This is a genomic window from Kitasatospora sp. NPDC101157, from assembly GCF_044768255.1.
Classification (GTDB): domain Bacteria; phylum Actinomycetota; class Actinomycetes; order Streptomycetales; family Streptomycetaceae; genus Kitasatospora.
On the sequence record NZ_JBIWPL010000037.1, the window covers coordinates 1 to 23,143 of the forward strand.

At 71.9% G+C, this 23,143-nt stretch carries 23 protein-coding genes; 8 read left to right on the forward strand and 15 right to left on the reverse strand.

Annotated features, from left to right (window positions below; all coding sequences use genetic code 11):
- Nucleotides 1–85: 85 nt before the first annotated feature.
- A complete protein-coding gene (locus ACIRVF_RS39370; RefSeq protein WP_402829236.1) occupies nucleotides 86–358 on the reverse strand; it encodes a DUF3263 domain-containing protein in 273 nt (90 codons plus the stop codon).
- Nucleotides 359–425: 67 nt separating this feature from the next.
- Between ACIRVF_RS39370 and ACIRVF_RS39375 the strand changes: the two genes are divergently transcribed.
- Nucleotides 426–770, forward strand: a complete 345-nt coding sequence (locus ACIRVF_RS39375; RefSeq protein WP_402829238.1) for a cupin domain-containing protein — start codon at nucleotides 426–428, stop codon at nucleotides 768–770.
- Nucleotides 771–843: 73 nt separating this feature from the next.
- Here ACIRVF_RS39375 and ACIRVF_RS39380 read toward each other — a convergent pair whose 3' ends face one another.
- Nucleotides 844–2,127 carry an extracellular solute-binding protein gene (locus ACIRVF_RS39380; protein ID WP_402829240.1) on the reverse strand — a complete coding sequence of 428 codons (1,284 nt, stop codon included), beginning with the start codon at nucleotides 2,125–2,127 and terminating at the stop codon, nucleotides 844–846.
- Between the two features lie 300 nt (nucleotides 2,128–2,427).
- On the opposite strand from ACIRVF_RS39380, the gene ACIRVF_RS39385 reads away from it, so the two are divergent.
- The gene (locus ACIRVF_RS39385) at nucleotides 2,428–3,375 is read left to right on the forward strand and encodes an ROK family protein (protein ID WP_402829242.1); all 948 of its coding nucleotides are present in this window, start codon (nucleotides 2,428–2,430) and stop codon (nucleotides 3,373–3,375) included.
- Nucleotides 3,342–4,556, forward strand: coding sequence for an N-acetylglucosamine-6-phosphate deacetylase (gene nagA / locus ACIRVF_RS39390; protein ID WP_402829244.1), 1,215 nt, complete (start codon nucleotides 3,342–3,344; stop codon nucleotides 4,554–4,556). The genes ACIRVF_RS39385 and nagA overlap by 34 nt, the downstream gene beginning before the upstream one ends.
- 66 nt (nucleotides 4,557–4,622) lie before the next feature.
- On the opposite strand, the gene ACIRVF_RS39395 is transcribed toward nagA, so the two are convergent.
- Nucleotides 4,623–5,609 (reverse strand): hypothetical protein, encoded by a 987-nt coding sequence (locus ACIRVF_RS39395; protein WP_402829246.1) that lies wholly within the window; start codon nucleotides 5,607–5,609, stop codon nucleotides 4,623–4,625.
- Between the two features lie 188 nt (nucleotides 5,610–5,797).
- Nucleotides 5,798–7,588 carry a diguanylate cyclase domain-containing protein gene (locus tag ACIRVF_RS39400; RefSeq protein WP_402829247.1) on the reverse strand — a complete coding sequence of 597 codons (1,791 nt, stop codon included), beginning with the start codon at nucleotides 7,586–7,588 and terminating at the stop codon, nucleotides 5,798–5,800.
- Between the two features lie 357 nt (nucleotides 7,589–7,945).
- On the opposite strand from ACIRVF_RS39400, the gene ACIRVF_RS39405 reads away from it, so the two are divergent.
- Nucleotides 7,946–8,482, forward strand: coding sequence for a flavin reductase family protein (locus tag ACIRVF_RS39405; RefSeq protein ID WP_402829249.1), 537 nt, complete (start codon nucleotides 7,946–7,948; stop codon nucleotides 8,480–8,482).
- A gap of 25 nt (nucleotides 8,483–8,507) precedes the next feature.
- Here the strand turns inward: ACIRVF_RS39405 and arfB are convergent, their stop codons facing one another.
- Nucleotides 8,508–8,939 carry an alternative ribosome rescue aminoacyl-tRNA hydrolase ArfB gene (gene arfB / locus ACIRVF_RS39410; protein WP_402829250.1) on the reverse strand — a complete coding sequence of 144 codons (432 nt, stop codon included), beginning with the start codon at nucleotides 8,937–8,939 and terminating at the stop codon, nucleotides 8,508–8,510.
- Between the two features lie 68 nt (nucleotides 8,940–9,007).
- On the opposite strand from arfB, the gene ACIRVF_RS39415 reads away from it, so the two are divergent.
- Entirely contained in the window at nucleotides 9,008–9,505 is a 498-nt protein-coding gene (locus tag ACIRVF_RS39415; protein WP_391492151.1) for a hypothetical protein, read from the forward strand.
- A 146-nt stretch (nucleotides 9,506–9,651) separates the two neighbouring features.
- Nucleotides 9,652–10,227, forward strand: a complete 576-nt coding sequence (locus tag ACIRVF_RS39420) for a TerD family protein (protein ID WP_196948068.1) — start codon at nucleotides 9,652–9,654, stop codon at nucleotides 10,225–10,227.
- Between the two features lie 79 nt (nucleotides 10,228–10,306).
- Here the strand turns inward: ACIRVF_RS39420 and ACIRVF_RS39425 are convergent, their stop codons facing one another.
- The 7 genes from ACIRVF_RS39425 to ACIRVF_RS39455 all read right to left on the reverse strand — a co-directional run bounded on the left by ACIRVF_RS39425 (nucleotide 10,307) and on the right by ACIRVF_RS39455 (nucleotide 17,045).
- Nucleotides 10,307–11,617: a hypothetical protein gene (locus ACIRVF_RS39425; protein ID WP_402829254.1), complete on the reverse strand. Its 1,311-nt coding sequence runs from the start codon at nucleotides 11,615–11,617 to the stop codon at nucleotides 10,307–10,309.
- Nucleotides 11,618–11,833: 216 nt separating this feature from the next.
- Nucleotides 11,834–12,322 (reverse strand): DUF3180 domain-containing protein, encoded by a 489-nt coding sequence (locus tag ACIRVF_RS39430; protein ID WP_402829256.1) that lies wholly within the window; start codon nucleotides 12,320–12,322, stop codon nucleotides 11,834–11,836.
- 185 nt (nucleotides 12,323–12,507) lie between these two features.
- Nucleotides 12,508–13,107 (reverse strand): 2-amino-4-hydroxy-6-hydroxymethyldihydropteridine diphosphokinase, encoded by a 600-nt coding sequence (folK, locus tag ACIRVF_RS39435; RefSeq protein WP_402829258.1) that lies wholly within the window; start codon nucleotides 13,105–13,107, stop codon nucleotides 12,508–12,510.
- A gap of 43 nt (nucleotides 13,108–13,150) precedes the next feature.
- The gene (folB, locus tag ACIRVF_RS39440) at nucleotides 13,151–13,510 is read right to left on the reverse strand and encodes a dihydroneopterin aldolase (RefSeq protein ID WP_030288941.1); all 360 of its coding nucleotides are present in this window, start codon (nucleotides 13,508–13,510) and stop codon (nucleotides 13,151–13,153) included.
- Between the two features lie 244 nt (nucleotides 13,511–13,754).
- A complete protein-coding gene (locus ACIRVF_RS39445; RefSeq protein WP_402829260.1) occupies nucleotides 13,755–14,234 on the reverse strand; it encodes a nuclear transport factor 2 family protein in 480 nt (159 codons plus the stop codon).
- A 28-nt stretch (nucleotides 14,235–14,262) separates the two neighbouring features.
- Complete coding sequence (gene folP / locus ACIRVF_RS39450) at nucleotides 14,263–15,135, reverse strand: dihydropteroate synthase (RefSeq protein WP_402829262.1); 873 nt, start codon at nucleotides 15,133–15,135, stop codon at nucleotides 14,263–14,265.
- A 68-nt stretch (nucleotides 15,136–15,203) separates the two neighbouring features.
- Entirely contained in the window at nucleotides 15,204–17,045 is a 1,842-nt protein-coding gene (locus ACIRVF_RS39455) for a phosphatidylglycerol lysyltransferase domain-containing protein (protein WP_402829264.1), read from the reverse strand.
- Nucleotides 17,046–17,424: 379 nt separating this feature from the next.
- Between ACIRVF_RS39455 and ACIRVF_RS39460 the strand changes: the two genes are divergently transcribed.
- On the forward strand, nucleotides 17,425–18,579 hold the full coding sequence (locus tag ACIRVF_RS39460; RefSeq protein WP_402829265.1) for an alpha/beta hydrolase: 1,155 nt from the start codon (nucleotides 17,425–17,427) through the stop codon (nucleotides 18,577–18,579).
- A gap of 131 nt (nucleotides 18,580–18,710) precedes the next feature.
- Nucleotides 18,711–19,499, forward strand: a complete 789-nt coding sequence (locus ACIRVF_RS39465; protein WP_402829267.1) for a ferritin-like domain-containing protein — start codon at nucleotides 18,711–18,713, stop codon at nucleotides 19,497–19,499.
- Between the two features lie 22 nt (nucleotides 19,500–19,521).
- On the opposite strand, the gene folE is transcribed toward ACIRVF_RS39465, so the two are convergent.
- The 3 genes from folE to hpt form a co-directional block, all read right to left on the reverse strand.
- Nucleotides 19,522–20,127 carry a GTP cyclohydrolase I FolE gene (folE, locus tag ACIRVF_RS39470; RefSeq protein WP_402829269.1) on the reverse strand — a complete coding sequence of 202 codons (606 nt, stop codon included), beginning with the start codon at nucleotides 20,125–20,127 and terminating at the stop codon, nucleotides 19,522–19,524.
- A 121-nt stretch (nucleotides 20,128–20,248) separates the two neighbouring features.
- The gene (gene ftsH, locus ACIRVF_RS39475; RefSeq protein WP_402829271.1) at nucleotides 20,249–22,300 is read right to left on the reverse strand and encodes an ATP-dependent zinc metalloprotease FtsH; all 2,052 of its coding nucleotides are present in this window, start codon (nucleotides 22,298–22,300) and stop codon (nucleotides 20,249–20,251) included.
- Nucleotides 22,301–22,525: 225 nt separating this feature from the next.
- On the reverse strand, nucleotides 22,526–23,080 hold the full coding sequence (gene hpt / locus ACIRVF_RS39480) for a hypoxanthine phosphoribosyltransferase (RefSeq protein ID WP_030059589.1): 555 nt from the start codon (nucleotides 23,078–23,080) through the stop codon (nucleotides 22,526–22,528).
- Between the last annotated feature and the right edge of the window lie 63 nt (nucleotides 23,081–23,143).

Here is a 23,143-nt window from a genome sequence, read left to right on the forward strand (position 1 = left end):
CACCCACCCCCTCCACCGCCCCCGGCGTCACCCACCCTCCCGAAAGCCCCCCGAACAACCAACACCCCCCCAACAGCAACCCCGGTCAACGAGCCGCCCGCCGCCCCTCCCGAACCCGCCTCAACCGATTCACCAACACCGGAGCAAAAGCCAAAGCCTCCTCCCGGTCCAACAACCCGTTCAGCACCTGGTAGTACCGAGTGGAGGAGAGCCCCAACTCCTCCCGGATCGCCCGCTCCTTGGCCCCCGCCGTCCGCCACTGCCGCCCCTCCAGCGCCAGCACCGCCCGTTCCCGCTCACTCAGCTCACCCACCGAAAGACACCTCCGCGCATCCCCCACGGACCTACGAAGTGTCATTCTCCCGCCGAACCCCGACACACTCTGCGCCCCGCACCCCGGCCCCCGCCGCACTACGGTCGCCCTCATGACGAGCTTCGCCCTGAACATCCCCACCGCCGACCTGACCCCCGAGCCCCTCGACCCGTCCCAGATCGTCTCCGGCACCCCCGAGGTCACCGGGAAGGTCCTCTCCGAGTCCCCCGACGGCCGCCAGCTCCGCGGCATCTGGCAGATCACCCCGGGCGTGGTCACCGACGTCGAGGCCGACGAGATGTTCGTGGTGCTCAGCGGCCGGGCCACCATCGAGATCGACGGCGGCCCGACCCTGACCGTCGGCCCCGGCGACTGCGCCGTCCTGCGCGAGGGCGACCGCACCACCTGGACGGTCCACGAGACCCTCCGCAAGGCCTACGCGATCACCCTCCCCTGACCCCAGCGCCCGCCCGGGTCCCCCTTGCTCCCGGACCACTCCCGGCCCACCACTCCGGGCCACTGCTTCCGGGCTACTGCTTCCGGACCCGGGCCGCTTCCTTCATCGCCGCGTCCTGCAGCCCACCGAGTACCTGCTTCGGATCCCCGGTCACCGCCTGCCCGATCCCCGCCTTGATCCGGTTGCTGACCTCACCCCAGACCGGGTCCCCGAACGGGTAGAAGCTCGCGTTGGTCAGCCCGACCGCGAACTGCTTGAGGTCCGCGTGCTTGGGGTCCGAGGACATCTGGTTGAAGGCGTCCTGGGTGACCGGCAGCAGGTTGTACTGCTCGTCGAACTTCAGCTGGTAGTCCTTGGCGTACACGAAGGACAGGAACTTCTTGATCTCGTTCTTGTGCCCGTTGGCCTTGAACGCCATCATCCAGTCCGCGACCCCGAGGCTCCCGGTCCGCCCGACGCCGTCCTTCTTCGGGATCGCCGCCGTCCCGAAGTCGATGTTCCCGGCGGACGCCATCCGCAGCAGCGTCGGGTGCCCGTTGAGCATCGCGACCTTCCCGGCCGCGAAGTCCTGGAACACCGGCGTGCGGTTCATCTTGCCGGGGTCCGGGTACGTCAGCCCGGTGCTCACCAGGTTGTTCTTCAGCCAGCTGAACGTCGCCTGGTTCTGGTCGCTGTCGATGGTGTAGTTGCCGACGTCGTCGGACAGGCTGCCGCCGCCGCTCAGCGTCCACAGCATGGACTCGGCCGGCGCCTCCTCGGGCCCGAGCGGCAGCCCGTACGGGGTCACCCCCGGCACCTTGGCCTTGATCTTCTCGGCCGCCGCGCGGAGCTCGTTCCAGGTGGTCGGCGGCTGGGTGATCCCCGCCTGCCGGAAGATCGCCTTGTTGTAGAAGAGGACCCGCGAGGACGACACGAACGGGATCCCGTACTGGGTGCCCAGCACCTGCCCGGCGTGCGCGAAGTTGTCCATGAACTTGGCCTGGGTGTCCATGGAGAGCACGTCGGCGGCCGGGTACAGCCGGTCCGCCGCGACCTGGTCCGCGAACCCGCCGGTCTGCAGCAGGTCCGGCGTCTTCCCGGCCGCGATCATGTCGTCGACCTTCTTGCCGATGTCGGTCCAGCTGTCCACCTCGACCTGGACCTTGATGCCGGGGTTGGTCGCCTCGAAGGCCTTGGAGACGTCGTCCCAGTAGTGCTTGGAGCTGGTCTCGGCGTTCTCCCCGTAGTCCGCGGCGACCAGCTTGAGCGTGACCGGCCCGCCGCCCTGCCCGCTGCACGCGCTGACCGCGGTGAGCACGAGTGCTCCGGCCAGCGCCGTTCCGAGCACACGGATGGAAACGTGGGCGCGCCTGTCCAACGCGGGTACCGCCTTCGGGGGAAATACGGCCGGATGAGGGAATCCGGCAGGGGAGCGGCAAGACTGCCAAACCGCCCGCTCACTGGTCCACACCAATCGGCCCCACCTGCCGAGTAGTTACCGAAGTGCCCCGTTTCGTTGCACGATGCGCAACAAAGGGCGGTCGGAGGCCCTCCTCCGACCCCGCGACGCAAAGCCCCGCACACCCCCGCAGCCGAGACAAAGCTCACCCAGTATGGACCAGACCAATCCGACAACTGGACTAGACCTCTTCTACCCGACCAAGGGAAACTGTCCTCCGTGAAGCACGTCATCGCACTCGATGTAGGCGGCACCGGCATGAAGGCCGCGCTGCTCGCCCAGGACGGCTCCGTGCTGTTCGAAGCACGCCGGCCGACCGGGCGGGAGCACGGCACCGACGCCGTCGTCGCCACCGTCCTCGGCTTCGCCGCCGACCTGGCCGACGAGGGCCGTGCCCGCTTCGGCGTCGCCCCGGCGGCGGCCGGCGTGGCCGTCCCCGGCACGATCGACGAGAAGAACGGGATCGCGATCTTCTCCGCCAACCTCGGCTGGCGCGACCTCCCGATGCGCAAGCTGCTCGGCGAGCGGCTGGCCGCCCCCGGCGGCCCCGCGATGCCGGTGGCGCTCGGCCACGACGTGCGGTCGGGCGGCCTGGCCGAGGGCCGGCTCGGAGCCGGCCGCGGCGTCGACCGCTTCCTGTTCATCGCCCTGGGCACCGGCATCGCCGGCGCCATCGGCATCGACGGCCGGATCGAGGCCGGCGCGCACGGCTACGGCGGCGAGATCGGCCACGTCGTGGTCCGCCCGGGCGGCCCGCGGTGCGGCTGCGGCGCCCGCGGCTGCCTGGAGACGCTGGCCTCGGCCTCCGCCGTCTCCCGCGCCTGGGCCGAGGCCAGTGGCGACCCCGGCGCCGACGCGGCATCCTGCGCCGCCGCGGTGGACGCCGGGGACGAACGTGCCCGGGCGGTCTGGCAGGAGGCGGTCGAGGCGCTGGCGGACGGCATCGTGCTCGCCCAGAGCCTGCTCGACCCGTCCACGGTGATCGTCGGCGGCGGGCTGGCCGAGGCCGGTGACACGCTCTTCACCCCGCTGCGCGCGGCGGTCACCGAGCGCCTGACCTTCCAGATGCCCCCGAAGGTCGTACCAGCCATGCTCAAAGACACCGCCGCGTCCCTGGGAGCGGGTCTGCTCGCATGGGACCTGCTCTCGATGGAGGTGACCGCGTGACCACCGCGGACCGTGACCGTACTGCCCTGGCCGGCGCCCGACTGGTCCTGCCCGGCGGCGTCGTCGAGGGCGACCGCCTCACCGTCGAGGGGGCCCGAATCGCCGCCGTCACGAGCGGCGGGCCGCAGCCGGGTGACCTCGACCTGACCGGCCACACCGTCGTCCCCGGTTTCGTCGACCTGCACGTGCACGGCGGCGGCGGCGCCTCCTACGCCTCCGGCATCGCCGAGGAGGCCCTGCTCGCGGCCCGCACCCACCTCGAACACGGCACCACCACCACGATGGCCTCCACCGTCACCGGTGAGATCGACGACATCGCCCGTCAGGCCGCCGTGCTCTCCGAACTCGTCGAGGACGGCGTCCTCGCCGGCGTCCACTTCGAGGGCCCCTTCATCTCCCACAACCGCTGCGGCGCCCACCGCCCCGACCTGCTGCGCGACCCCGACCCCGCCCTCGTCCGCAAGCTCGTCGACGCCGCCCGCGGCCACGCCAGGATGGTCACCCTCGCCCCCGAACTCCCCGGCGGCCTGGACTCCGTACGCATGCTCGCCGACCTCGGCGTCATCGCCGCCGTCGGCCACACCGACTCCGACTACCCCACCACCCTCGAAGCCGTCGACGCCGGCGCCACCGTCGCCACCCACCTCTTCAACGCCATGCCCGGCATCGCCCACCGTGCCCCCGGCCCCATCGTGGCGCTGCTGGAGGACGAGCGCGTCACCGTCGAACTCATCAACGACGGCGTCCACCTCCACCCCTCCGTCCTCGACCTCGCCTACCGCACCGCCGGCCCCGACCGCGTCGCCCTGATCACCGACGCCATGGGCGCCGCCGGCATGGGCGACGGCCTCTACCCCCTCGGCCCCCTCCAGGTCCGGGTCGAGAACGGGGTGGCCCGGCTGGTCGAGGGCGGCGCGATCGCCGGCTCCACGCTCACCCTGGACGTGGCCTTCAAGCGCTCGGTCACCGTCAACGGCCTGACCCTCGACCAGGCCGTCGAGTCGCTCTGCGCCACCCCGGCCCGCCTGCTCGGCCTCGCCGACTCGGTCGGCTCCCTGGAGACCGGCAAGCTCGCCGACCTGGTCGTGGTCGACTCCACCGGCTACGACCTGGTCGCCGTCATGCGCCAGGGCCGCTGGGTCCTGGGCGGCGACAGGTTCCCCACCGTCAGGTCCGCCTGACCGAACGGCGACGGCCGCCCTCCCCCGAAGGGGCGGGCGGCCGTTCCCAGGTCCGCGGCGCCGGTCTCAGCTGCTCGGCTCGACCGTGATCTGGTCGATCAGGACCGGTCCGGAGGGCACCGTGAAGGTGACCGAGTTCGCCCCCGCCTGGAACTGCGGCAGTATCCAGGTGGTGTACCAGGACGACGCCGGGTCCTTGCCGGGCGAGTAGTTCTTGTACGTCAGCCCGCTCGGCCAGTCCTTGCCGTTGACCGAGGCCGCGCCCTTCACGTCCGCCCCGGCGTTGTTGTAGTGCACGGTGAGCTTGTACGTCCCGGCCGTGGCGACCTGGCCGTTCCAGGTCACCGAACCGCCCTGCTGGAGCGTCAGGTAGCTGCCGTCGGCGGACTTGGCGCCCTTGACGCTGTTGCCCGACGGCGCGTTCTGGCCCTGCAGCTGACCGGCGTCCACGGTCGACGGCCCGTCGGTGGCGGTGGCGCTCGCCGAGGGCGAGGCCGTCCCGCTGGCCGTGCTGCTCGCCGCGGTGGTGGGGGCCGGCGGGGCGGCGGTCGTGGTGCCGCCCTTGGCGCCCTTGTCGCCGTCCCGGTCGCCGGTGGAGAGCGCGATCCCGGCACCGATCGCGATCGCCGCGACCACGGCGACCGCGCCGATCACCGCGCCCTTGCTCCGGCCGCTGCTCGGCCGCTCGTCCCCCGGCTGCGGCCGGGAGTGCTCGGCGTAGCGGGACCGCTGGGCGGGCGCGCCGTACTCGCTGTGCTGCGGCGGTACACCCGGCTGACCGTACGGGCCCTGCGGCGGCATCCCGGGCTGGCCGTACGGCGACTGCGCCGCACCGGGCTGGCCGTACGGCTGCTGGGCGCGCGGCGGGCCGTACTGCGCCCGCCCGACCTCCATCGGCCGGCTGTACGGCGTCCGGGGAACTCCCTGCTGCGGCTCGGCCGGCTGTCCGGTGGAGCCGTCGGCCGGGCGGTAGAGGTAGCCGAACGGGTCGTCGTCCTGTGGGGCACCGCCCCCCTGGCTCTCGGGCACTCCGTTGTCGCCGGCGGTCGTCACGGTGGTCTGTTCCCCCATCCGGTGCGCGCCGCCGCGCTGCGGGCGGCGCAGATCATGGACGCTGTCGTACCGCGCACCCTACCTGCCGTACCTGACAGCGGGAAAAGAACCCTTGACAACCCGTGGGTAACCTGCGCGTCCCCGAGTGGTCGGCACCCGACCGACCCGCGTGCGCCCGGCGGTCGCCGTCAGCCCGCGCGCCGGTGCGAGCGCTCTCCCCGCGCGCCCCGCACCGCGCCGCCCCGGGCCCGCTTCTCGTCGTACATCCGCTCGTCCGCGGTGTGCAGCACCTCCTCGATGCTCATCCCGCAGCCGGCCCAGCCGATTCCGAGGCTCACCCCGACCCGCATCGCCCGGCCGTCGATCCGCATCGGCGGGATGATCGCGTTGCGCAGCCGGTGGGCGAGGTCCTTGGCCTCCTCGCGGCCGATCCCGTCGGCCAGCACCACGAACTCGTCGCCGCCCAGCCGGGCGACCGTGTCACCGTCCCGGACCGCCCCGCTCAGCCGCCGGGCGACCTCGACCAGCACCGAGTCGCCCGCGTTGTGCCCGAACCGGTCGTTGATCGACTTGAAGCCGTCCAGGTCGCAGAAGAGCACCGCGAGCCCCTTGTCCACCGGCGCCGCCGCGCCGGAGCGGAACGGCGCCGACCAGGCGTCGCCACCCGGCCCGTACTCGGCCGGGACCACGGCGTGCACGTGCTCCCCGTAGCCCGCGCCGAGCCCCGGCGGCGGACCGCCCTCGACCGGCCCGTAGCCGTGCGCCGGTCCGGCGTACGGGTCCACGCCCTCCAGGCCCTCGTACGCGGTGTGCGCGCTGTAGGAGTCGGCCGGGTAGCCGTACGGCTGCGGATAGCCGGCCTCGCCGGACTTGGCGGCAGCGCCGACCGGCTGGGGCTCGGCGCAGAGCCGGCGGGCCAGCCGGGCCTTGAGCTCGGCGCCGTTGGGCAGGCCGGTGAGCGCGTCGTGGCTGGCCCGGTGGGCGAGCTGGAGCTCGTGGCGCTTGCGGTCCTCGATGTCCTCGACGTGGGTGAGCAGGAAGCTGGGCCCCTCGGCCGCGTCCGCCACGATCGAGTTGCGCAGACAGACCCACTGGTAGCCGCCGTCCCGCCGGGACAGCCGCAGTTCGGCCCGGCCGCTCTCGGCGCTGGTGCGTTCCAACAGGGCGCGGTCCTCGGGGTGGACGAGGTCGGCGAAACTCTGCTGGCGCAGCACCGCGCGCGGGCGGCCGAGCAGCCGACACAGCGCGTCGTTGACCCGGGTCAGCTGACCGCGCCCGGCGCCGTGCAGCTCGGTGATGGCCATCCCGCTGGGGGCGTACTCGAAGGCCTGACGGAAGCTCTCCTCGCTGGCCCGCAGGGCCTGCTGCTCCTTCTCCAGCCGGGCCAGCGCGCGCTGCATCTCGGCCCGCAGCCGGGCGTTGCCGATCGCGATGGAGGCCTGCAGCGAGAACATCTCCAGGGCTTCGCGGGTCCACGCCCCGGGCCGCTTGCCGCTGCGCGGGCGGTCCACCGAGAGGACGCCGAGCAGGTCGCCGCCGGCGCTGTACATCGGGGCGAGCAGCCCGTCGGCGGGGTGCCAGTCGTTGGCGTAGACGGGCAGCGGGCCGTCCCCGATCCAGCGCGGGATGTCGCTGGCGACCGCCCAGCCGCGGTCGTACGGCAGGAAGCGCAGCGTGCCCCAGTGGTCGCTGACGCCGAGCAGCCGGTCCCAGGACTCCCGCGATCCGACCTGGCCGAGCAGCACCGAGGGCCCGCCCATCGGGCTCTCCTCCAGCTCCCAGACGGCCGCCACCACGAGGTCGCCGTCCGGCCGCACCAGGCTGACCGCGGCGGCGTCGAAGCCGAGTCCGTGCACCGCGCCCTCGACGACGGCCTGCAGCGTGCCCGCCAGGCTGCGGGCAGCGTTGAGGTCCGCCACGACCCGGTGCAAGGTGCGGAGGGTCGCGAGACGGACGTACGGCTCCGACTCGGCTTCCATGCGGGGGCTCCCCGGCTGCTTCGGATAGTTCTTGATTGGTTATCGTCCGATTGCCAGAAGAACTGAATCACAGGGAGCACAGCGTTCGGCACGCTCGGTCAGCAATAGGCCACCACTTGTGACTTAAATCACACGAGACTAATGCACCCTTAATCAGTTCATCCGTCCCACAGCGGTACATAAAGCGCTATCAGGACATTTCTCGTGGTCGACCGCATCGGGCGCGCGCTGAAGTCCACTGCGCCCGCCGGTCCTCCCGCTTCACTCCTGGGAGTGAGCACGCCCGGACCGGAACGGACGTGGTGCGGTGGTCCTACGACCACGGCCCGATGCCGTTTCCCGCCGGCGACGACTACCGTGCGGTACGTGTACCCGTCGCCGCAGCCCGAAGCTGCCCCCCACGCCACGCCCGACGAGTTCCGGGCAGCACTCTCCCAGCTCGCCGCCGGCGTGAGCCTGGTGACCGTCCACGACGAGGAGGACGGCGAGGACGTCGGCATGACGGCCACCTCGTTCCTCTCGGTGTCCCTGGACCCGCCCCTGGTGCTGATCTCGGTCCGCGAGGACTCCCGGATGGACGAGGTGCTCTCCCGGAACGACACCTGGGCGGTCTCGGTGCTCGCCGAGGGGCAGAAGACGCTCGGCTCGCGCTTCGCCATGAAGGGCCGGCTCAGCGACCGGCTGCTGTTCGCGGAGACCCCGCACCGCCGCGGCGCGCACACCGGCGCCCCGCTGGTCGAGGGCGCGCTGGCCACCGTCGAGTGCCGCACCGAACAGCGGATACCCGCGGGCGACCACATCCTGCTGGTCGGCCGCGTCCTGGAGGCCACCGTCCCCACCCCCGGCGGCCGGCCGCTGCTCTACTTCCGCGGCGGCTACCGCACCCTGGGCTGAGACCGGGCCCGGTCCACGGGCCGGGCTACTCGCCGCGCGGCGACCGGCGCCCCTGCTTCAGCTCGGAGCGGTGCCGCTTGTTGCTCAGCCGCCGCTCGACCATCCCCCGGCTCGGCCGGGTCGCCCGGCGGGCCTTCGGCGGCGGCGCGCACGCCTCGCTCAGCACCGCCGCCAACCGGGCCGCGGCCGCCTCCCGGTTGCGCCACTGCGAGCGGAACTCCGAGGCCTGGACCACCAGCACCCGGCCGTCCACCAGCCGGTGCGCCAGCCGCTCCAGGGCGCGGGTGCGCCACACCTCGGGCAGCGCCTTCGAGGCGGCCACGTCGTAACGCAGCTCGACCTTGGAGTCGGAGGTGTTGACGTGCTGGCCGCCGGGGCCGGAGGAACGCGAGAAGCGCCAGACGAGCTCGGCGTCGGGGACGACCACCGACCCCCGTACGCGGATGGGCTCGGACATGGGCCCATCATCCCGCGCACCCCCCGCCCGGTCACCCGGTTATCGGTGGTCCGCCCCGAGCCCCGACAATGGCCTACGTGATCGAGCTCGGCTACTCCCTCTCCAACCGCTTCCCCGACCCCCCGCAGACCGACTACCGCACCGCCCCCGTGCGCGCGCTGCGGTACGACCTGTTCTGCGGCGACGTCTACCTGGACGCCGAGGGCGCCGAGCTGTCCACCCGCTGGGGCTGGGTGCCCGTGCTGGACTTCGCCTGGGCGCTGTGCGACATCGTCGAGCAGCTCGACCGCGACCCGGACGGCTCCCGGGCCGCCCGGGTGCAGACCGCCGACCTCGACTTCACCCAGAACACCGAGCTGCTGCGCTTCGCCCGCCGCTTCAACTGGGTCGAGATCACCGCCACCTGGCTGCGGGACGAGCCGGCCGCCGTGGTCCGGCACAGCGAGCTGCGGCGCGAGGCCCGGGACTTCCTCCAGGACACCCTCGCCGACCTGTTCGACATGCACCCCGACCTGGCCGACAACCCGAACATCTGGACGCTGCAGGGCCGCTTCCCCCGGGTCTGACGCCCGGAACCGAGCACCTCGACCCCTACTTTGCCGGTCCTTTGCCCGGGTTTGACGCCTCACGAAGAATTCACGGGATCAACGGAACCAAGCCGGCGGAGTATTGCGTTGTCCCGGGAAAAGCGAACGAAGGGACTGCAATCGCCATGCCAGTGAGCCTCTCCAAGGGTGGCAACGTCTCGCTGACCAAGGAGGCCCCCGGCCTGTCCGCGGTCAGCGTCGGTCTGGGCTGGGACGTCCGCACCACCACCGGCGCCGAATTCGACCTCGACGCCAGCGCGATCGTCCTGAACGCGGACGGCAAGGTGCTGTCCAACGCGCACTTCGTGTTCTTCAACAACACCAGCACCCCGGACAACACCGTCGTGCACACCGGTGACAACCGGACCGGCGAGGGCGTCGGCGACGACGAGTCGATCAACGTCAATCTGGCCGGCCTGCCCGCCGAGGCCGCCAAGATCACCTTCCCGGTCACCATCTACGACGGCGTCGCCCGCGGCCAGAACTTCGGCCAGGTCCGCAACGCCTACATCCGCGTGGTGAACGCGGCCGGCGGCGCCGAGATCGCCCGCTACGACCTCTCCGAGGACGCCGCCACCGAGACCGCGATGATCTTCGGCGAGCTCTACCGCAACAACGGCGAGTGGAAGTTCCGTGCCGTCGGCCAGGGCTACGCCTCCGGCCTGGCCGGCATCGCCCAGGACTTCGGCGTCCAGATCTGACGCAGCAGGGCCCGGAAACGCCGCGGCGCGGGAAGTCGATCCGTCCGACTACCCGCGCCGCGGCGTTTCCGTTCGGTGCTCAGCGCGAGGCGCGCAGCTCCGGCAGCTCGATCAGCTCGGTCTCGTCCTCGGGCGTCAGGTCCACCACGGTCGGCCCGTCCTGCTCCGCGTCCTCGGAACCGGCCGGCTGCTCGGAACGCGCGGGCCGGGCCGCCGAGGCGCCCTCCAGGACCTCCCGGGCCTCCTGCGCCTCCCGGGCCTGCTGGGCCTCGGCCTTCGCCTTGGCGGCCACCGCCTCGTCGCCCACCACGTCCGCCAGGTCCGCGCGCTCCTCCAGCTCGGCGACGCTGCCCACCGCCGGCGCCGGAGCGGCCGCCCGAACCGCCGCGCCCGTACCGCGGCCGAAGAAGCTGAACCCCGGCCCACGGGTCTGCCCGGACTGCGCCGGACGCGGCCGCTGCCGCTCCACCGGTGCCGGCCCGGCGGCCGGAGCGACCGGCGCCCCGCCGAGCTGACCCACCGTCGCGGTCAGCGCCGGGCGCAGCGGCGTGGGCGGCACCGGCGTCCGGCCGGCCGGGGCCTCGGTCCCGGCCTCGGCCGAGGAGGCCCCGGCCGACGGTGCCTGCGCCGGCGTGGGCACCGAGGGCGCCACCGGAGCCGGCACGGCGACCGGCTTGGGCGTCGGCACCACCGACGGGACGGGCGCCGCGGTCACGGCGGTCGCGGCCGGAGCAGCCGGAGCGGCCGGAGCAGCGGTCGCAGCCGGAGCAGCAGGCGCGGCCAGGGCGGCCGGAGCGGTGCGCGCGCGCAGCGCGACCTCCGCACCCGCCGTACGCTCCCGCAGCGCCTCCTGCTCGGCGGCACGTCGCTCCAACAGCCGCAGCACGGACGCGGCGCGGACGAACGCGGCCGGGCTGGCCGGGTACTTGGGACGGCTCGCGGCGAGCGCCCGCTGGGCCGCCTCGGCCTCCTTGAGCGCCTGCTCGGCCACGGCGACGGCCCGCTCCCGCAGCAGCCGGGCGATCTCGGTCTCGGCCTTGGCCAGCCGCGACTTCTCCGCCGTCAGCCGCCGCCCGAAGCGGGTGGCCCGCTCCTCGGCGACCTCGGCCGCGTACTCGGCCTCGGCGAGCTGCTCCTCGAACCGCTCCTCGGCCCGCATCCGCTGCGCGGCGGACATCTCGGCGGCCGCCCGGGCCGCCTTGTCCCGCTGCCGCAGCAGCACGGCGAAGCCGAGGGTGGCGATCAGGGCGGCGATGCCCACCGAGCGCACCAGGATGGTGTCCTGACTGAACAGCAGAGCGGCCAGTGCGGCGACCAGCAGTACGCCGGCGGCGGTGGGGGGGAAGACCCGGCCGAGGACGGAGGAATGACGGTGGCGTCCGCGAGACATGCCAAGAAACTAGCGTGCGAATTGGGGGCGTGTCAGCCCAGGGTCCCCTTCCGCCCTTGACAGTGCGCGGTTTCTCCCGCACGTGCCCGGCTTTTCACTCAAGATCACGAAAAAAGCCCTGCTCAGCGATGTGCCGCCCGAGCCGGCGCGATCGGAGGCGATCGGACGGCGATCGGAGGGCGATCGGGGGTCGCTCTCGGGTCGACCGGGGCCCGTTCAGCGGTGCGAGGCCGCCGGACCGCTCGGGTCGTCGTGGTTCTCCGGCAGCTTGCACACGTGCTGCACCCACAGCGCCGCCGCGATCACCGCCGCCCCCGCCAGCACCGCGAGCCCCGCGGTGACCGCCTGGTCCTTGCGGGCCGGCACGTCCAGCTCGCCGAGCAGGTAGATCCCGGCGCCCGCGTAGATGCCGGTGACCACCGCGGAGACCAGCGCGCTGGCCTGTCCGAGCACCACCGCCCGGGCCGCCAGCAGCGGGTCGACCCCCTTCGCGCCGGGCTGCCGCTCGCGCACCGCCTTCAGCCGGGACCGCAGGGAGATCGCGGTCGCCAGCAGGATCACCGCCACCGCCGCCAGCACCACCGGCGCCGCGGCGGGCACGGCCGGCAGCGTGTCCAGGGAGGCCCAGAGCTTGGAGCCGGCCCAGGACAGCGCCGTCGTCGCGGCGGTGATGCCGATCAGCAGGCGGAGGCGAAGCAGCTTCACGCGGAGGAGGTCCTTCCCGGGGTCCAGAGCCGACCGCCCGCCCGGTGGCCCGGAACGACGGCGTCAGGCCACCGTACCGGGACCGGACGGGCGGACATCTACTCGTACGGCCGGGGCCCCCGGCCGAGTTCCCGACCCGACCGGCCGGCCCGGCCGCGCCGTCCGGCCCGGCGCCGCTCCCGGCACTACTCCGGCAGCGTCAGCCGGATGTCGTCGCGCCGCTTCACGCCCTGCGCGTCCGGGCCGCCGAGCGCCGCCAGCAGCGCGGCGACCTGCCCGTGCCCGGGCACCTCGGCCTCCGGCTGGGCATCCAGCCACGGGGCCAGCACGAAGGCCCGCTCGTGCGAGCGCGGGTGCGGGAGCAGCAGCTGCGGGTCCTCGCTGAGCACGCCCTCGTAGGTCAGGATGTCGACGTCCAGGGTGCGCGCGCCCCAGCGGACCTCCCGGACCCGCCCGAAGGCGTCCTCGATCGCGTTGCCGCGCTCCAGCAGGTCCCGCGGGGGCAGCGTGGTGCGCAGCACCACGACCGCGTTGTAGTAGTTGGGCTGTTCCTCCGGGCCGCCGACGGCCTCGGTCTCGTAGACCGCCGAGACGGCCTTGATCTTCAGCCCGGGGGTGTCGGCGAGCGCGTCGAGGGCACCCTGGAGGGTGTCCAGCCGGTTGCCCAGGTTGCTCCCGAGCGCGATCACCGCACAACGCTGGCTGTGCAGCGTGGTGTCGGCGGAGTCCACCCGGCTCTCCAGGTCGAACGCGTTCGGCTCGGCGATCGGGTCACTGCTGTTCATCGAAGAAGTCCCTCTGCATCGGAAACCAGGCGCGCGGTGGGGGTCATGCGCGGCCCCGGTGGATGGTCACGGTCACGTCATCGAACGGCACGGTGATCGGGGCGTCCGGCTTGTGGACGGTGACCTCGACCTCCTCGACCGCGTCGTGCTTGAGGCACTGGTCGGCGATCCGCTGCGCCAGGGTCTCGATCAGGTCGACCGGTTCCCCGGCGATGATCGCGGTGACCTCCTCGGCCACGATGCCGTAGTGCGCCGTGCGGGTGAGGTCGTCTCCGGACGCGGCGGGGCGGGTGTCCAGGTACAGCACGAGATCGACCACGAAGGTCTGGCCCTCGACGCGCTCGCGCTCGAAGACGCCGTGGTGGCCCCGGGCTCGCAGCCCCCGCAGGGTGACGCGGTCCAGCAAACGAATCACTGCTCCCAGTCGGACGGGCCCCACCCGGAGAAAGGCGACAGGCAGGGCGAAGGCGGGCAGCACGCCCGCCACTCCGTTTCGAATCTACCCGCGAGCGCGGACAACGCCTGACCGTCCTACCCGGCACGAACCGTCGCCACGCGCGCCGGAATGGCGCTTGACGTGAACGTTCGGTGACCACTCGGAAATTCCCCGGCAACCATCCGGCAGAGGTTTTCCGCAGACCCCGGAATCAGTCCTCGTCGTCCTCGTCGCCGCTGGTCAGAACGGGTGAACCGTGGTGCGACCAGAGCTTCCACCCTGCCGGGGTACGACGGAACAGATTGCTCGACACGACCTTTCCGCCGACCAGCGGTCCGAGTTCGCCCTCCTCCTCCGCCTCGCCGCCGGAGAGGATGTTCTCGGTGCACGTGACAAGGGCCACATCACCGTGGACCTCGGCCTCGACATCGGTCAGGAAGAACTGGATGTACTCCGTGTTCATCATGATCAGCATGTACGAGCGGGTCACCTGGGCCCGCCCGCGCAGCACCGGCCAGCCGGGGTGCACACAGACCACGCCGCCCTTGTCGTCGGCGTGCTCGGGCCCCAGCCAGGCCTCCTCGACGGCCTCGACGTCCCCCCGCTCCAGCGCTTCGTAGAACGCCCGGTTCGCCGCGAGCACCGCCTCCAGGTCCACCTCCCGGGCCCTTCCGGCCGTACCGCCGCTCAACCTGCCGTCACCTGTCACAGACCCTCCCTCACCCCAGCCGCGCCGCGCGCTGCCAGGCCGCGACCACGCGGACGGCGTCCGCCGTTCCGGACACGTCGTGCACCCGTACCGCCCAGGCTCCGGCCTGGGCCGAGAGCACCGAGACCGCGGCGGTCGCGTCGTCCCGCTCACGGGCCGGGCGCAGCTCCCCGGTTTCCGGGTCGGCGAGCAGCGTACCCAGGAACCGCTTGCGCGAAGCCGCGACGAGGACGGGGCGGCCGAGCGCGGTGAGCGCGTCCAGTCGGCCGAGCAGCGCCCAGTTGTGCTCGGCGGTCTTGGCGAAGCCGAGCCCCGGGTCGAGGACCAGCTGGTCCTCCTTGACCCCGGCGGCCAGCAGCGCGTCCATCCGCCCGGTCAGCTCGGCGACCACGTCCCGTACGACGTCCTGGTAGACGGCCAGCCGGTCCATGTCGGCGGACTGCCCGCGCCAGTGCATGACCACGAAGGGGGCGCCGGTCTCGGCGACCACTCGGGCCATCGCCGGATCGGCGAGGCCGCCGGAGACGTCGTTCACGATCGCGGCGCCGGCCTCGACGGCCCGCTCGGCGACCGAGGCCCGCATGGTGTCGACGGACACCACCACCCCGGCGGCGGCCAGTTCGCGGACCACCGGCAGCACCCGGCGCAGCTCCTCGTCCTCGGGCACCCGCTGGGTCCCGGGCCGGGTGGACTCGCCGCCGACGTCCACCAGGTCCGCGCCGCGGGCCCGCAGGGCCAGCCCGTGCGCGATCGCCCTGGCGGGATCGAACCACATCCCGCCGTCCGAGAAGGAGTCGGGCGTGACGTTGACCACGCCCATCACGGCGCAGCGGTCGAGGCGCGGCAGCCCGGCCGGAAGAGAGGAGGACGGCGAATCGGTCATGTGACCATTATCGAACGGGGCCCCCGCCGAGGATTCTCGGCGGGGGCCCCGGACGTTCGCGAGGTGCCTCAGGCGGCCTCGCCGACCTCACGGGTCGACGGCACGGGCATCAGGCCCTCGCGCTGGCGCTTGCGGCCGAAGCGCGGCATGCCGAGGGTGATGAAGGCCTCCGCCTGCATCGCGGCGAAGCCGATCCGGGGCAGGTCCCGGGTGCTCGGGAAGACCAGGAAGCGCGGCTCCCACTCCGGCTGGAACTTCGCGTTGAACTTGTACAGCGACTCGATCTGGAACCACCGCGACAGGAACACCAGCAGTCCGCGCCAGGCGCGCAGCACCGGGCCGGCGCCGATCCGCTCGCCGCGGGCCAGCGCCGAGCGGAACATCGCGAAGTTGAGCGACACCCGGCGGATGCCCAGGGCGCCGACCTCCTGGAGGGCGGCGACGATCAGCAGCTCGTTCAGGCCCGGGTCGGCGGCGCGGTCGCGGCGCATCAGCTCCAGCGAGATGCCGTCCGGCCCCCAGGGCACGAAGTGCAGCACGGCCTTCAGGTCGTCGCCGCTCTCACCCTCCTCCGGGGCCTTGTGGGCGGTGACCACCACGCAGTCGTCGTCCAGCGGGTCGCCGAAGCGGCCCAGGGCCATCGAGAAGCCGCGCTCGGTGTCGGTGCCGCGCCAGCGGGCGGCGGCGTCGGCGATCCGGAACTTCTCCTCGACGCTGAGCTCGGAGACCCGGCGCACCTTGCAGGAGTAGCCGTTGCGCTCGATCCGCTTGACCATCTGGCGGACGTTGCGCATGGCCCGGCCGGAGAGCGAGAAGGTGCTGGTGTCGACGATCGCCTCGTCGCCCAGCTCCAGCGCGTCCAGGCCCGCCTCACGGGTCCAGACCTCGCCGCCGACCTCGCTGCAGCCCATCACGGCCGGCACCCAGGCGTGCTCGCGGGCCTCGGCCATGAACACCTTGATCGCGCCGGGCCAGGCCTCGACGTCGCCGACCGGGTCGCCGGAGGCGAGCATCACGCCGGAGACCACCCGGTAGGAGATCGCGGCCTTGCCGGTGGGCGAGAACAGCACGCTCTTGTCCCGGCGCAGCGCGAAGTAGCCCAGCGAGTCGCGCTCGCCGTGCCGCTTGAGCAGCTCGCGGACCTTCTCCTCGTCCTCGGCGGTGAGCTCCGGCTTGGGCTTGCCCGGGCGCAGCGCGAGGTAGGCGGTGGTGAAGGCGGTCAGCAGGCCGAGGCCGCCGAGCAGGTAGGCGACCAGGTCGGACATCCGCTCGTTGGTGTAGCGGATCGGTCCCTCGAAGCCGAACAGCCCGTACCCGACGTGCTGCAGCCGCTCCAGCAGGGCCGGGTGTCCCACCTCGTACTTGGTGCGGGTGCTCACGATCAGCAGGCCGAGCAGCACGCTGAGGGCGCCCATCACGACCAGGTTGACCACCGCGCCCCAGCGGGTGCGCGGGTCGGCCTTGGCGTAGAACTCGCGCTGGTGCACCAGCATCACGGCGAGGACCAGCAGCGAGACGACCGCCGGGCCGATCTGGTGCCAGCGCACGATGTGCAGGGAGGCGCTGACCGGCAGCAGCACGCAGACCGCCCGCCAGGCCCGCCGCTTGCGCCGGCGCAGCGCGTGCGCCAGCGGCACCAGCAGGATGCCGACCATCAGCGTGCCGACCGCGGCCAGGCTGGTGGTGCCGCCCGGCAGCTGTCCGGCGAAGGTGTGCATCTTGGTGTGCCGGAGCTTGGGGAACACCGCGCTGGCGATGTCCACCAGTCCGATCAGCAGACAGGCGTAGCCGACCGCGCCGGGGAGCCAGGCCCTCGGGACGGCGGCCGCCTGGTTGCGCAGCGTCTGCAGGCCGCGCCGACGGCGCGGCGGCTGCTCGGGGCTCGGCTCAACGGACACGGGAACGCTCATGGAAGCTCAGCGTAGAGGCTGCGGTGCGGTGTCCGTTCACTCCGGGGGAGCACGTGTGATGGACCTTCATGCCTATTCCTTCATCAGGCAATGCGCATACCAAGGACCCGGAAAAGGACGGTAATCCTGGGCCGTGGACGCGCTGCGGGTTGAGCCGGGGGTGGGAGCCTTGGGCCCGCCGCCGCGTGGCGGGGCGGGACCCTCCGGTGCGTGTTACGTACGGTGGACGCCGCATTCTAGGGCGCCGGTTGCCCCTGGTCTGCCCCCGCCCTCCCACGCCGGACCGGGCGCCCGGACAGCCTAGCTGCGGTGGCCCGACCTGACGGACCGCCAGACGATGAAGCCTGCACCGACAGCGTCCCACCGGAAGGCCGACGGCATGGAACTGACCAGCGAAGCGCTGGTGAACTCGCTGCTCGCACTGGGAGTGGTCGCCCTGCTCACCACTCTGTGGGTCTGGCCGCGGCTGGCCAGGCAGCGCCCGCTCCCGGTGCTCGGCCGGATCGGCCTGCTGACAGTCGTTCAAGTCTCGATCCTCGCGGTACTGGCGCTGTCGGTGAACAACTCCTTCGGGTTCTACACCTCGTGGGACGACCTGCTCAACCCCGGTGGCGCGAAACTGGCGCTGACCAGCAACGAGAACCACAAGGGCGGCACACCGGTCTCCGACCAGCTGGTCCAGCCGACCACCGAGGGCGGTCTGGAGGGCGTCTCCAACCTGCCCAAGGGCACGCCGGAGGAGGTCGGGAAGATCGAGTCGGTCCGGGTCAACGGCAAGGAGACCGGTTTCTCCGACCAGATGTTCGTCTACCTGCCGCCCGAGTACTTCGACCCGAAGTTCGCCCTGGTCCGCTTCCCCGTCGTCCTGGCCCTGGCCGGCTTCCCGGGCACCACGCTGAACCTGCTCAAGGAGCTGCCCCTGGTGCAGACCGCGGTCGAGCTGCAGCACTCCGGCAAGATGCCGCCGACCGTCCTGGTGCTGGCCCGTCCGGCGGTGGTACCCGCCCGGGACACCGAGTGCGTGGACGTCCCCGGCGGGCCGCGCACCGAGACCTGGTTCGTCAAGGACGTGCCCGAGGCGCTGCACAGCGCGTACCGGCTCGGCCGCTCGGCCGGCTCCTGGGGCCTGTTCGGCTACTCCACCGGCGGCAGCTGCGCGATGCGCCTGTCGATGCGCCACCCGAACGTCTACGGGAACGCCGCGGGGCTCCACGGCGACTTCACGGTGCGCCAGGACCAGTACACCGGCGGCGACCTCTTCAACGGCGACAAGACGCTCACCCAGCAGCACGACCTCGGCTGGCGGCTGCAGAACCTCCCGGCTCCGCCGCTCAACCTGCTGGTGGTCTCCACCCGCAAGGAGTCGGACTACCCGCAGACCGTCCAGTTCGTCGACCAGGCCACCCAGGCCGCGTCGGCCAACCCCCAGTTCAAGGTGGAGTCGCTGTACCTGGACGACGGCGGGCACAACTTCGACAGCTGGACCAAGGAGCTGCCCGCCTCACTGGAGTGGCTGGGCTCCCACCTGGGGTGATGCACGAGGCACCTGGCACGTCCGAGTGACTACCCGCCGGTCGGCGCCGTCCGGCCGACGGTTCGGGGGACGTATCCCGACCGCCCGCCCGACCCCGGCGGGCGCCGCCCCGGATCCGCGCAGGAGGCGCCGTGCTGAGCACCCGATCGCTCTTCAACGAGATCTACCGGAACGACCAGGCGTACCAGCTGTTCTGCAGCATCGCGGCCGGTGGCGAGTACCAGGGCGGCTGGGAGAACGAGCGGATCAGCGTCCTCACCCGGGACGCGGCGCTCGCGCCGAAGATCGCCCGGCACGGAGCGGACGAGCGCAAGCACGGCCGGATCTTCGCCCAGCTGCTGAACAAGCGCGGCCTGCCCAAGGTCCCCGTCCCGGACGAGACCGACTACTGCATGCTCCTGGAGCGCCAGGGCGTGGGCCTCTCCCACGAGCGGCTGAGGAGCGACGCCCCGCTGAGCGACCGGGAGATCATCACCTACCTCGCGCACAGCCGGGTCACCGAGCAGCGCGCGGCCGAGCAGATGCGCCAGCTGGTCAGGGCGTACGGGGACAACCCGGAGCTCGGCCGGGCGATGCGGATGATCTCCGCCGACGAGGACAACCACCTCGCGTACTGCCACGAGGAGCTGCTGCGGCTGATCGCCGAGGGGCACGGCCCGTACGTCCGGCACGCCCTGGAGACCAGCGCCCGCGGCGAGATCCGCACCCACCGGGACGTCGGGCTCGCGGTCGCCGCCCGGATGGCCCGGATCCTGCGCTGGCCGCGCTGGCAGCTGGCCCTGGTCACCCTCGGGGTGCACGCCCTCTACCTGTACGACCGGGCCTACGGCTGGCGCCGGATGGTCACGCTGCGGATGCCGGAGCGCCGCAACGCACTGGGCACCCCGGCTCCGCCGCACGCGGAGCACGAGGTGCCCTGAGCCCTGCCGTCCGGCCCCCTGCTCAGCGGCCGATGATGAGGCTCATCGCCTCGGCCCGGGTGGCCGGGTCGCGCAGCTGGCCGCGCACGCAGGAGGTGATGGTCTTGGCGCCGGGCTTGCGGATGCCGCGCATCGACATGCACATGTGCTCGCACTCGACCACGACGATGGCCCCGCGCGGCTCCAGGATCCGCATCAGCGCGTCGGCCACCTGGCTGGTCAGCCGCTCCTGCACCTGCGGACGGCGGGCGTAGACGTCGACCAGCCGGGCGAGCTTGGACAGCCCGGTGATCTTGCCGCTGGCGGACGGGATGTACCCGACGTGCGCGACGCCGCGGAACGGCACCAGGTGGTGCTCGCAGACCGAGGTCAGCTCGATGTCCTTGACCAGCACCATCTCGTCGTGGCCGAGGTCGAAGGTGGTGGTCAGGACGTCCTCGGGTTCCTGCCACAGGCCGGCGAATATCTCCTTGTACGCCCGCGCGACCCGGGCCGGCGTCTCCAGCAGGCCCTCACGGTCGGGGTCCTCCCCGACCGCGAGCAGCAGCTCCCGGATGGCGTTCTCGGCCCGCTTCTGGTCGAAGGTCCCGACGGCGGGCGGACCGTCGAGCGTCACCGGGTCGATCATGCGGGCCTCGCTTACATGTGGGAAGACTCTGGCTGAACAGCACGGATGCCGCGCCTCCAGGGTACAAACCCTGGTGACGCGGCATCCATTCCCTACGGGATTTGCCTGCGGGAGGCCCCGGTCAGCCCTCGGTGGGCGGCTCGGAGGCCGGCAGCGGAGGCAGCTTCACGATGTCCACCGGAGCGGTGTCGGAGGCGGCGGCGCCGTTGGTGAGCGCCAGCTCCTTCGGCGACTGCACCGGCGGCCGGGTGGACGGCGTGCGGCGGGCGGAGCCCGTCCAGGCCGGCCGGGCCGGGCGCTTGACGACCGGGGCGAAGATCTCGGCGATCTGCTCCTTGTTCAGGGTCTCCTTCTCCAGGAGCTCCAGGACCAGGTTGTCGAGCACGTCGCGGTTCTCGACCAGGATCTCCCAGGCCTCGTTGTGCGCGCTCTCGATGAGCTTCTTGACCTCTTCGTCGACCAGCCCGGCGACCTCTTCCGAGTAGTCGCGCTGGTGGCCCATCTCACGGCCCAGGAACGGCTCCGAGTTGTCGGTGCCGAACTTGATCGCACCGAGGCGCTCGGTCATGCCGTACTGGGTGACCATGGCCCGCGCCGTGGCGGTGGCCTTCTCGATGTCATTCGAGGCGCCGGTGGTCGGGTCGTGGAAGACCAGTTCCTCCGCCGCGCGGCCGCCCAGCATGTAGGCCAGCTGGTCGAGCATCTCGTTGCGGGTGGTGGAGTACTTGTCCTCGTCCGGCAGCACCATGGTGTAGCCGAGGGCCCGACCGCGGGACAGGATGGTGATCTTGTGCACCGGGTCGCTGTACTGGCAGGCCGCCGCGACCAGGGCGTGACCGCCCTCGTGGTACGCGGTGATCTTCTTCTCCTTGTCGGACATGATCCGCGTGCGCTTCTGCGGACCGGCCACAACGCGGTCGATCGCCTCGTCCAGGATGCCGTTGTCGATCAGCTTCTTGTCCGAGCGTGCGGTCAGCAGCGCGGCCTCGTTGAGCACGTTCGACAGGTCGGCGCCGGTGAAGCCGGGGGTGCGCTTGGCGACGGCCGACATGTCGACGTCGGGCGCGATCGGCTTGCCCTTCTGGTGCACCTTGAGGATGTCCAGACGGCCCTGGAGGTCGGGGCGCTCCACCGCGATCTGGCGGTCGAAGCGGCCCGGGCGCAGCAGCGCCGGGTCCAGGATGTCGGGGCGGTTGGTCGCGGCGATCAGGATCACGCCGCCCTTGACGTCGAAGCCGTCCATCTCGACCAGCAGCTGGTTGAGGGTCTGCTCGCGCTCGTCGTGGCCGCCGCCGAGGCCCGCACCGCGGTGCCGGCCGACGGCGTCGATCTCGTCGACGAAGACGATCGCCGGGGCGTTCGCCTTGGCCTGCTCGAACAGGTCGCGGACACGGCTGGCGCCGACACCGACGAACATCTCGACGAAGTCGGAACCGGAGATCGAGTAGAACGGCACCCCGGCCTCGCCCGCGACGGCACGCGCCAGCAGGGTCTTGCCGGTACCGGGCGGGCCGTAGAGCAGCACGCCCTTGGGGATCTTGGCGCCGACGGCCTGGAACTTGGCCGGCTCCTGCAGGAACTCCTTGATCTCGTGGAGCTCCTCGACCGCCTCGTCCGCGCCGGCGACGTCGGCGAAGGTGGTCTTCGGGGTGTCCTTGGTGAGCAGCTTGGCCTTGGACTTGCCGAACTGCATGACCCGCGAGCCGCCGCCCTGCATCTGGTTCATCAGGAACAGGAAGACCAGGACGATGATGACGATCGGCAGCATCGACAGCAGCAGGCTGACGAAGGTGCTCTGCTTCTCGGGACTGACGGTGTAGCCCTCGGTGAGGGAGCTGCTCCGCTCGTTCATCTGCGACTGCAGCTTGTCGGCGATCGCGACACCCTGGTCACCGATGTACGAGGCCTGGAACTTGGTACCGGACGGGGCCTTGCCCGTACCGGCGGGGGACAGCGTGGCGCCGTCCTTCAGCTGGATCTTGATCGTGTTCGAGTCACCGGTGGTGATCTGCGCCGACTTGACGTTGTGCGCGTCGATCGCTGCGACGACCTGACCGGTGTCCACCGTCTTGTAGCCGTTCGAGTCCGAAACGACCTGCATCAGTACGATGACGGCGAGGACGGCCAGCACGATCCACATGATCGGCGCACGGAAGTATCGCTTGACGTCCATCCATGCGGGGCGTTGCCGCCCCGTCCCTCCTGCCACTCAACGGCGCCGTGTGGCTGTGGGCCGCGGCGCATCCGGTCGGTGCTCATGTGAAGAGCGGTTTATTGGACCGTACCGCAGTCGCACCCACCGATGGCGGGAGCGCGGCGACACGGCTGTGGTTCTTTGTCCCCCGGTCCAACGGGCGGGAACGACCTACTGTTCCCGCCCGTAGCCCGAACGAGGCCCTCAGCCGCCGTAGACGTGCGGGGCGAGGGTGCCGATGAAGGGCAGGTTACGCAGCTTCTCCGCGTAGTCCAGGCCGTAGCCCACCACGAACTCGTTCGGAATGTCGAAGCCGACGTACTTCACGTCGATCTCGACCTTGGCCGCGTCCGGCTTGCGGAGCAGGGTGCAGACCTCCAGCGAGGCCGGACCGCGCGAGCCCAGGTTGCCCAGCAGCCAGGACAGCGTCAGACCCGAGTCGATGATGTCCTCGACGATCAGGACGTCCCGGCCGGCGATGTCGGTGTCCAGGTCCTTCAGGATCCGCACCACACCGGAGGACTTGGTGCCCATGCCGTACGAGGAGACGGCCATCCAGTCCATGGTGACCTGCGAGTGCAGGGCCCGGGCGAGGTCGGCCATGACCATCACGGCCCCCTTGAGGACGCCGACGATCAGCAGGTCCTTGCCTGCGTAGTCCCGGTCGATGCGCTCGGCCAGCTCCAGGAGCTTGGCGTCGATCTCGTCCTTGCTGATGAGCACCTTCGCGAGGTCAGCGCCCATGTCGTTCTGGTCCACCGGGGATACGTCCTCAAACGTTCGGGGTCTGTGTGGCCGGCGGCCGGCTCCCCCGGGACGTGC